The organism is Caballeronia calidae (assembly GCF_900044055.2).
GTDB lineage: Bacteria > Pseudomonadota > Gammaproteobacteria > Burkholderiales > Burkholderiaceae > Caballeronia > Caballeronia calidae.
In genome coordinates, this window is sequence record NZ_FCOX02000126.1 from 1 (window position 1) to 9,610 (window position 9,610).

Consider the following 9,610-nt stretch of genomic DNA (forward strand, 5'->3'; position numbering starts at 1 on the left):
CTGAGCAACTGCGTGGGTGTCCAGGCGCACGAACGAATCTGCATCCAGAGTTCGAGTACGGTGCGCGTCTGCTGCCAGAGATTGTTGAATCCCCACCAACGCTTGAGATTGTGAAACAGCGGTTGTCGGGTAAGGAACTGGCGCGGTACGCGGCGAACCCGGCCCGTTTCCAGCCCCTCCCCATAAGAACTGATCGTGAGGTTTTCCCTCAAGCAGCTCACCCAGTAAGATTCATCGCAAGGGTTATGGGTCCTGTCGTGCGACGGCCACTTTCACGCGAAACTCCTCCGCGCCCGACAGCGGACGCGTTTTCCAGTCCCAGTACAAGCCCAGGACGCCGTAGAGGTACTCGTTACTCCATCGCCGCCGCCCGACACTCCGCTTCTGGCGTCGCTTGCGCCGCGTCAGCAGAGTTCGAACCTTCATCTCCAGATAGTCGCGCACCTCACTGAAGGCGCGACTGGCGTTGCCGACCCGAAAGTAGTTGACCCAACCCGCGACCGCAGCGTTGAGCTTCGCGATCAGCTTCACGGCCGGAGTCGAGCCTCCGTGCCTGATGATGTCGCGAATCTTCGCCTTGATGGCTTGGCGGGCCTTCTTCTTGGGGGTCATCCGAATGAAGGAGCTATTGTCGGAAGTGGTGTACGGGGGAGTTGAGGCGGGAAGTTGAAGGCGGTGGAGGTTTCAGCTGAGAATCTGATTGTCGAAGTCGGAATCCAGCAAACATCAAACCATCCACCATGAGCAAGGATACGGAAAAAGCAGTCGTCGGTCTATCGGGAGTCGGGCTTGGCCTGGACGAACTGGTTCGTCACGGGGCGCGGCAAGTGATTCAACAAGCGATCGAAGCGGAGCTGTCAGAGCTGATGGAGCGGTTCGCGAACGTCAAGACTTTGCAAGGGCAGCGCGCCGTCGTGCGCAACGGCTACTTGCCAGAGCGCGAGGTGTTGACGGCCGCCGGGCCAATTGCGGTGAAGGTGCCGAAGGTGCGCGATCGATCGGGATCGGGTGTGAAGTTCAATTCGACGATCGTGCCGCCGTACGTGAGGAAGTCGCCTCGCGTGAGCGCAGCGCTGCCCTGGCTGTATCTGAAGGGCATCTCGACGGGCGATATGGGCGAAGCGTTGAGTGTGCTGCTGGGCGATGACGCCAAGGGCTTGTCGGCCAACGTGGTGAGCCGGCTCAAGGCGCAATGGGCCGACGAGCATGTGGCCTGGAGCCGGCGCGACATGTCCGGGTCGCACCACGTCTATTGGTGGGTAGACGGCATTCACACGGGGCTGCGCAGCGAGAACTCCGATGGGCAATGCTTGCTGGTCATCATCGGCGTAAAACCGGATGGAAGCAAAGAACGTGTGGCGATCGGCGATGGGTATCGCGAGACGAAAGCGTCGTGGCTAGAGCTGCTGCTCGACCTGAAAAAGCGCGGTCTGAAGGCGGGGCCGCGGCTGGCCGTCGGCGACGGCGCCATGGGCTTCTGGGCGGCGCTGGAAGAGGTGTTTCCGGCGACGCGTGGCCAGCGCTGCTGGTTTCATTACGCCGAATTCCGGATTACGCCGATGTGCAGCGGGAAGCTGGCACCGCGGGTGGTGAACGCGCAGTAGGCTTCGGCATAATCGTACCCATTGAGCGATGCTTTCTTCTCCACCACTTGGAGAAGGAGACAACTCATGTCAGATCCATCTCGAGTTCGGATGACCGGGCCTCTTACCGCGTTCGCAGACGGCTTCGCCGCCGAGTTACGCAAACAAGGTTACCGGCCCAATGCCGCGGCAAATCAACTTCAGCTTTTAGCACATCTGAGCCGGTGGCTCGCCTCGAAACGGCTAGATGCGACGGCGATCTCCACGCCGGTCCTGACTGAATTCCTGGACGCGCGACGCGCACAGGGCTACAGGTTGTGGCTCTCGCGCAAAGCGCTGGCACCGCTGGTCGGCTACCTCCGTGCTGTTGGAGTTGCAGTGGCAACTGAACCAGCAGTGTTGGGTCCCGGCGAGGCACTGCTTGCTCGCTATCACAAATATCTGCTCGATATGCGAGGGCTTGCCGGCACCACCGCTTGTGGATACGTCTACATGGTACGTCCGTTCGTTAAGAACCGAGTTGCCAATGACGAACTCGACTGGACGGACTTGCGGCCAGAGCACCTGAACAGATTTGTGCTCGCGGCTAGTCGTGGTCCCTCCAGAGGTTCAGCAAAGCTCGCGGTTACCGCCCTACGGTCATTGTTGATCTACTTGCACATGGAGGGGCTGATAGCGCAGCGGCTGGACACAGCAGTCCCGTCGGTTGCAGGGTGGAGCTTGGCAGGGTTACCACGCGCACTGGAGCCATGCGACGTAGAACGACTAATGGCAGCCTGCGATCGGCGCACCGGTAGCGGCTGTCGCAATTTCGCAATCCTGATGTTGCTCGCGCGTCTGGGCTTGCGTGCTGGCGAAGTACGTAAGCTCAATCTTGACGACATCGACTGGCGCACAGGTGAGCTCGTCGTGAGAGGTAAAGGTCGGCACCTCGAACGCCTCCCTTTGCCCGCGGACGTCGGCGAAGCGTTGGCTGCGTACCTTCAAACTGGTCGACCCGATACCGCACAGGGCCGCACCGTGTTCGTACGTACACGGGCGCCTCATCGTGCGCTCTCGTCTACCGGTGTCACAGACGTGGTGGTCGCCGCCGCTTCACGCGCGGGCCTCACTAACGTGGGCGCCCATCAGCTACGTCACACACTTGCAACCCAAATGGTGCGCTCCGGCGTCGCGCTTCCCGGAGTCGCACAAGTGCTGCGGCATCGCCGTCTGATGACCACTGCAATCTACGCGAAGGTTGACCGCGAGGGATTGCGCCTACTCGCCAGAGCATGGCCAGGAGGTGCAGCATGAACGATTTACATCTTGCGCTGGCTGACTACCTGAATTTGCGTCGCTCCCTGGGGTATAAATTGCGACGACAGGAGAAGCTGCTAAATCAATTCATTAAATCCTTTCTGGACACTGGAGCGCCAACAATAACGACGCAACATGCACTGACATGGGCATGCCAACCGAAGAACGCCTGTAACAACTGGTGGTCCTATCGTCTGTCAGCGGTTCGTGCCTTCGCCAACTATCTACACGCCACCGATCCCACGGTTGAGGTGCCGTCGCCGGACCTGCTGCCCTGGAGGGCTCACCGAGCTATCCCGTATCTGTATCGCGAGGACGAGATTGTCGAGTTGATCAACGCTGCCGGAATGCTCAACTCCCCACTGCGAGCGGCAACTTACCAGACATTGATTGGGTTACTCACCGTCACCGGTATGCGTGTCGGTGAGGCGATCAATCTGGATCGGCAGGATTTCGATGCGCGCAACGGTACGCTCATTATCCGGGAGGCAAAGTTCAATAAGACGCGGGAACTTCCATTGCACCCAACGGCGGTCACGGCCCTGAAGCGCTACCTTACCTGCCGCAGCCGTGTTTCCTGCGCCGCGAGATCCGAGGCCCTATTCATCTCCCCGACTGGCAGTCGGCTCCTGTACTGCAACGTTCATTGGACATTTCAGCGCCTGGTGAGCCAAGTCACTCTTACCCAGCGCACAGGTCGGTGCCGCCCTCGTATCCATGACTTGCGCCATGCATTCGCCGTCAACGCGCTACTTGACGCGTATCGAGATGGCTCGGATACGCAGCAGCGTCTCACGCTGCTTTCAACGTATCTTGGACATGCCAATCCCGCGTCGAGTTACTGGTATCTATCGGCAGCACCGGAACTGCTCACGAAGGCAGCCGAGCGTCTGGAGTATCCACGTGGAGAACGAGCATGACAGCACTTGCCATAACCCTTCAGGCGTTTTTCACTGATCGGCTCCTTCGCGAGCGGCACGCGAGCCCATGTACTGTCTCCGCGTATCGCGATACGTGGCGATTGTTACTTGGCTTTTGCGCGAAGCGAACCGGCAAATCACCTTCGGCGCTCGATTTTTCTGACCTCGACGCGCCGCTTGTCTGTGCCTTCCTGGACCATCTTGAGCTGGAACGCAAAAATGGCGCACGCACGCGTAACGCTCGGCTTGCTGCCATCCACTCACTATTTCGCTACGCGGCATTACGCAACCCCGAATGCGCGGCCACCATCGCCCGAGTTCTGGCGATACAATCCAAGCGCTTTGAGCGTGCCATCGTTGCTTTTCTCACCGAAGCCGAAGTGCAAGCGTTGCTCGCGGCGCCCGATCGCGCCTCGTGGTCAGGGCGTCGCGATCACGTTTTGCTACTGGTTGCAGTGCAAACCGGCTTGCGAATCTCAGAGTTGATCGGCCTGAGACAGAGCGACGTTCACATCGGCGTTGGCGCACATCTCGCCTGCCAGGGGAAGGGTCGAAAGAATCGCATTACCCCGTTGACTGTCCCGGTGGTCAACGTGCTCCGCACCTGGCTTGCCGAGTGCGACGTCAATCCGTCGGCGCGGCTGTTCACAACGCGTGCCGGAACACCACTCAGCCGAGACGCGATTGAGCGCCGCATCGCCCTTCACGCAGCTACAGCATCGGCGACGTGTCCGACATTGGGAAAGAAAAACATCACTTGCCATGTGTTGAGGCATACCGCGGCAATGCGGCTTCTGGAAGCGGGAGTAGATCCCACGGTGATTGCTCTATGGCTAGGGCATGAGCGCGTCGACACCACCGCAATCTATCTTCATGCGCATCTGGGTATCAAGGAGCAGGCCCTCGACCGAGCTCGAATGCCCACCGCGAAGGTGGGTCGATATTGTCCCACCGACAAGCTACTGGCCTTCCTGGAGTCGCTCTGATTATGCCGACGCCTACTGCGCGTTCACCACCCGCGGTGCCAGCTTCCCGCTCCACATCGGCGTAATCCGGAATTCGGCGTAATGAAACTTATTCCGACGTCGGAATAAGTTTCATAAAATGGGAAACGTCATGAACGCGCTGCCCAAGTCGCAACAGGCACGCGCGAAGGCCGACATGCAATCAATCTGGATGGCGGCGACCCGCGCCGACGCGCACGCCGCGTTCGATCGTTTCGTGTCGATCTACGCGGCCAGATATCCGAAGGCGACCGAGACGTTGAAGAAGGACCGGGAGGCCTTGCTCGCATTTTACGAATTCCCTGCCGAGCACTGGCAGCATCTGCGCACGACCAACGCAATTGAATCGACGTTCGCGACGGTGCGCCACCGTACGACGCGAACGCGTAACTGCGTATCGCGACCAACCTTCCTCGGACTGGCATTCAAGCTGATCGAGGAAGCCGAGAAAACCTGGCGCCGTATCAACGGCCCGGAAAAGATCAAGCTGTTGCTTGAGGGCGTTGCCTTCAAGGACGGCGAACCGGTGCAAGACGATCGACCGGGTCAGCAGAAACTCGCCGCTTGAAATCGACTGCCGTCAAATTGTTCATACACCACTCTTGACGTTAGCTCCGAATGAAGTATCCGTTCCCCGCTCGTTTGCGCACGCGACGCAGGTCGAACCCCAGGAACCCAAAGGCGTCCCCGTGCAGCGTGTCCACCACCGTGGTTTTCTCCGTGTTCAACTCGACGCCAAGTGGCACGAGTTGTTCCCGCAGACGAAGCAGGGCGCGTTCTGCCCAGCCGCGTTTCGTGTGGTGGCCGCTGACGGTAATGACGATATCATCAGCAAACCGGTGATAGTTCACTGCCTCGTAAGGTCCCTGCGCCGTCTTGCGGCGAATCTCGTCGAACATCCAGTCGATCTCGTTCAAGTAGATGTTCGCGGCGAGCGGGCTGAACGGGCCTCCTTGCGGGACGCCGATCTTACCTGCTGCTTTGATAACCTGCTTGACCAGGCGCAAGACCTGGGGATCCTGAATGCGCTTCGCGATCTTGTCCAACAGGGTTGAATGTTGGATCGTGTCGAAACATGCCCGGATATCGCCTTCTAAAATCCACTGTGACGATGTCTTCTTCGCGAGCGCAGTAAAGCATTGCTCGATGGCGTCTGCTGTTGAGCGGTCCCGACGAAATCCATACGAGTGCGAGTCTGCGCACGTTTCCGACACAGGCTCAAGAGCAAGCAGGTGTAACGCCTGCATCGCTCTGTCGACCATGCTGGGATTCCGAGCGCTCTCATCTTGCCATTGCTTTTTGGTATATAAGTAGCCAGTCATTGAGCGCCGGAATGGCGCTCGTGGAGAGTTTGGCGCGCGCTTGCGCGAATGCTTGCCCGGATACCCTGCGCAGCAATTGTGCCTGTTGCTGCAGATGCCCAAAGAACTCGTCCAGTTCGGTCTGGACGCTCTTGCGCATGCCGGTGAGCATCAATGCGATCAGTGCCGGCAAGGGCAATTTGCGACGACGTTGGAACGCCGTGGGATGCTCCGGATCGCAAGCAAGCAGAGGAAACTGATCAGTCTGCATATGGGCTGCGAGATCGGCAAGCAGAGTGGAAAGAGACATGGGGCCAAGGAAGATCAAAAAGATCCTCATTGGCCGCCGCGCGAAGTTGGCTTCGCGTCAAGTGCTTTTTTAACTTGATTGATTTCCGGGGCGGCAGACGCGCCTAACTTGGGTGGATTGGCGCTCGACCCCAGCGACGAAGCGCAATCTCGCCCCGCGATGCTTCCGCTTTTCGCCTCCGCAGCGGGGGTCGCGGAGCCGGCTAACAACCGTTGATCGCGAAATATGAGGTCGTAGGGTTCAGCTTGACGGGGAATCCATATCCACCGAGCTCGCAACAACCTAACAATACCGCGTGATGTCACCCCCCCTGAAGACCCCGACAAATCCTCAGGATTCCGGCTCAAACAAATAATCATTAAACGTTTAACTCGTACTCAAATATTCTCTAATATATCGGAGATACTATAACGCTTAAGTAACGCGACAAATTCTTCATAACCCGGCATGCTCTGTGCGCCCTTAAGGATCTCCCGGAAATTCTCAGGCAAAAGCATTTTTTTAATCATCTCCTTATCAGTGATTCCAGCGGCGTCGATCAGATCGCCAATGGACTGCAATCGCTCCGGGTCAGCTTTAATCATTTCAATCACTTGCGTAGAAAACCAAGATGGACCGGGTTCATCTCCTTTATACATCAACGGTTCTAATGTTATAAATTGAAAGGAATCTTCGGGAGTGCATCCGGCGCTCTTTAAAAGTTCACCAAATTTTATAATGCAATTCATGTCAGCGCTTTTCAGAGCCTTGCCCACCATTCCCTTCTTATGAAACAGGTCATGCTTAACTCCCGAATCAAGTGATCGAATTGACGTTATTTTTTTTATGAATTCACTAACGTCGCCAAGTTTGCCAATTTGTGAGTATTGGAGCGCATCGGCAATCTTACTTCTGTTGGCGACCACACCGCGGTCTGTTACTATATTATCCGGAAGAAAAAAGTCGTCTTTTTTCATCAGCAAGGAAATTTTATTACACCCCTCGTCTATGTAGGAGTCCATCCCAATGGAAACCACGCCGCTTTTGTCCCTCTTTTCTACCAAGCCCGCTTTAAAGAAATGACCGACACTTTTCCCCGTCAGCTCTTCCAGCCTAAATCCAGCTGTACGCGAATGCGTGGTCGTCACATTGGGATCGAATGCAGAAACAACGTAGCGAAGCTGATCGCCCTCTTTTTTGACTTTGTATTTAATGGCCAGGGAGTGACCTTCGGGTAGCCCGCCCGTTTCTATGAGCGCGCCATATGGTTTCCCGGGTATAGCTTTTTCGAAAGCAAATTTCAGCCACGCACCAAAGTCCCGTTGATCGAAAGTGCTCGAAATCGAATTATTATAGAACGATTTAAGCTTTTCCTCACTGAGCTGGAGCTTGTCTATCCCATCTTGTGAAGTAAAAAGCCTATAATCCATTGTTTCGCGCTCCAACCATCCAACAGCCAGATGTCGGCATACTGCCTCGTCTCCGTTTTCAAGCTTGAATTTGCCATTGTATGATCTGACAGTATCGCCGCGCTCCCCAAAAAAATGCTCATTTTTTTTGTGGTACAATTCTCTCTTTGCTTTTAGGCCACTACTCAGCGTTTCGTTATGAGGGGATGTTTTTTTGTTGGGTTCAACGCACTCGCTCTTTTGATTTTCATCAAAAAACGAAGCGTTACAAGTGTGGTTCGGAGAAATAGGGCGCATGATAAGCTCTCACAAAAATGAATTATATGTTGCCCCAAATCCTTGGGGCTTTGTTCGGTGACTACGAGTCGCCGTGCTTTGGGCGGTTTTTGACGATGCGACATGTTGTCCGTCAGCCGCGCGTCAAGCGACATGCTGTAGGCAGTTAGCTCGTTTTAGGTTATTGTCATGTTCTTGCACGGCCGGCAGATATGATATTGAATGAAGAAAGCTTCGATGTCCGCTTCGCCATCGACCGATGCATCGATTTCGTTCAAGGATTATCGATCTCCGCCCGCCCTGGTCGGGTGACAAAGTGGATGCCAACATTCCGTAAAAGAGAGGAACGGAGGCATGGATGATTTGAAGCCCAGCTTTTCAAGGCGCCAGTCGCGATTGTATTGATTTCTGAACGCAATGGCAGCAGCAGGACTTTCTCTAGGGAAACGCTGAATGTGCGACACGTGCTGCTCCCCGTAGCGTGTCGAACATTAAGTAATGAGGGCATCAAAGCTCGTTCTTGTCTTGTGTTATGGCGCGCGCTGGAATAGGTTCGGCGTCGCGCGCTATTCGAGGTGAGACGATGAAGTTTGTCGCGCGCCCGACGAGAAGTATGTTGTCTTGAGCAGTGCGCGACGGAACGGGCAGCCAGACGGGGAAGCGTCGCGCGTACGGACGCCCATGCGAAACGGCCCCGGCGCGATGAACGTCGGGGCCGAAGGTCAGAATGGATCGTCCATCTTTGACATCGTCCGTCCCTTCGACGGCGTCGTGGAAGTGATCCGCTCACTCAACGAGCGATTCACTCTTGAGCAATGGGTCGGAAGTGCCCCTCCACCCTGCTCTATCTAGGACCGCAGCGCCAAGTCGCGCGACCGCCTACTCAGGGCAATCGCACGAATTTTCATACTGATTGGCTGTCGGCCCAGCCAAGAAGCTATGCCATATAGCGGTCATTTGCACATGCCTTGAAGAGCCTTGAGGCGCCGATTTCTGAGCCCTACTTTCAAGGTCAGGTCATCGCGCAGCAGATTCATCGAAATGCGCCGGAGCACGGCGAAGTTCCGCGCAGCATTGTCAATACGCACGCGACACTGCTCTTCGCCGAACGCCATGTCCAGGCACCCGTGCATGCCATTTTCGATCACCCAGTGCGAACGCACCGTGTGCGCCAGGCGAGCGGCGTTCGCCGGCAGGCTGGAAAGGTAGTAGCGGTTTCAGTTGTGGTGGCGTCACCTATTTCACGCGTAGCGTCGACAATGGCCGCCGAACGGGCATAGGGCCGCGGCGATGCCTCATCAAGTGTGGCTCATTCGAACGCAATACCATGCCGGGTCTCGATCCGGCCATGGTCCTTGCCGATCTCGCGATGTTCGCTCAGCTCACGAGCTCGCCGCGCTTTTCCGGCGACAGACGCCCGTTGGCTTCATGCGCCAGACGAACGCTCAGCCAGGGGGAATTATGATTGGCCTTGATGGCCAGCACATAGTGCGCGCCGGCGTCCACGATCTTGCGGGCGATCGCACGCT

7 protein-coding genes and 4 pseudogenes are annotated in these 9,610 nt (G+C 56.7%); 5 read left to right on the plus strand and 6 right to left on the minus strand.

The window, feature by feature from the left end:
• A pseudogene (locus AWB78_RS48920) lies at positions 1-212 on the minus strand (hypothetical protein); the annotation flags it as partial.
• Between the two features lie 31 nt (positions 213-243).
• On the minus strand, positions 244-612 hold the full coding sequence (locus AWB78_RS40080; RefSeq protein ID WP_074173680.1) for a group II intron maturase-specific domain-containing protein: 369 nt from the start codon (positions 610-612) through the stop codon (positions 244-246).
• A 128-nt stretch (positions 613-740) separates the two neighbouring features.
• On the opposite strand from AWB78_RS40080, the pseudogene AWB78_RS40085 reads away from it, so the two are divergent.
• From AWB78_RS40085 to AWB78_RS40105, 5 genes and pseudogenes are all read left to right on the plus strand, one after another.
• Positions 741-1,535 (plus strand): annotated as a pseudogene (locus tag AWB78_RS40085) (IS256 family transposase); the annotation flags it as partial.
• Positions 1,536-1,670: 135 nt separating this feature from the next.
• Positions 1,671-2,879 carry a site-specific integrase gene (locus tag AWB78_RS40090; RefSeq protein ID WP_062612530.1) on the plus strand — a complete coding sequence of 403 codons (1,209 nt, stop codon included), beginning with the start codon at positions 1,671-1,673 and terminating at the stop codon, positions 2,877-2,879.
• Complete coding sequence (locus AWB78_RS40095; RefSeq protein WP_062612531.1) at positions 2,876-3,802, plus strand: tyrosine-type recombinase/integrase; 927 nt, start codon at positions 2,876-2,878, stop codon at positions 3,800-3,802. The genes AWB78_RS40090 and AWB78_RS40095 overlap by 4 nt, the downstream gene beginning before the upstream one ends.
• Positions 3,799-4,788, plus strand: a complete 990-nt coding sequence (locus AWB78_RS40100; RefSeq protein ID WP_062612533.1) for a tyrosine-type recombinase/integrase — start codon at positions 3,799-3,801, stop codon at positions 4,786-4,788. Before AWB78_RS40095 ends, AWB78_RS40100 begins: the two co-directional genes overlap by 4 nt.
• A gap of 109 nt (positions 4,789-4,897) precedes the next feature.
• A pseudogene (locus AWB78_RS40105) lies at positions 4,898-5,374 on the plus strand (transposase); the annotation flags it as partial.
• A gap of 40 nt (positions 5,375-5,414) precedes the next feature.
• Here the strand turns inward: AWB78_RS40105 and AWB78_RS40110 are convergent.
• The 4 genes and pseudogenes from AWB78_RS40110 to AWB78_RS47160 all read right to left on the minus strand — a co-directional run.
• Positions 5,415-6,068 carry a reverse transcriptase domain-containing protein gene (locus AWB78_RS40110; RefSeq protein WP_062612534.1) on the minus strand — a complete coding sequence of 218 codons (654 nt, stop codon included), beginning with the start codon at positions 6,066-6,068 and terminating at the stop codon, positions 5,415-5,417.
• A 19-nt stretch (positions 6,069-6,087) separates the two neighbouring features.
• Positions 6,088-6,435: a hypothetical protein gene (locus AWB78_RS48925; protein ID WP_232478074.1), complete on the minus strand. Its 348-nt coding sequence runs from the start codon at positions 6,433-6,435 to the stop codon at positions 6,088-6,090.
• A 359-nt stretch (positions 6,436-6,794) separates the two neighbouring features.
• A complete protein-coding gene (locus tag AWB78_RS40120) occupies positions 6,795-8,102 on the minus strand; it encodes a ShET2/EspL2 family type III secretion system effector toxin (RefSeq protein WP_082883617.1) in 1,308 nt (435 codons plus the stop codon).
• 932 nt (positions 8,103-9,034) lie between these two features.
• Positions 9,035-9,283: pseudogene (locus AWB78_RS47160) on the minus strand (ISAs1 family transposase); the annotation flags it as partial.
• Positions 9,284-9,610: the final 327 nt, after the last annotated feature.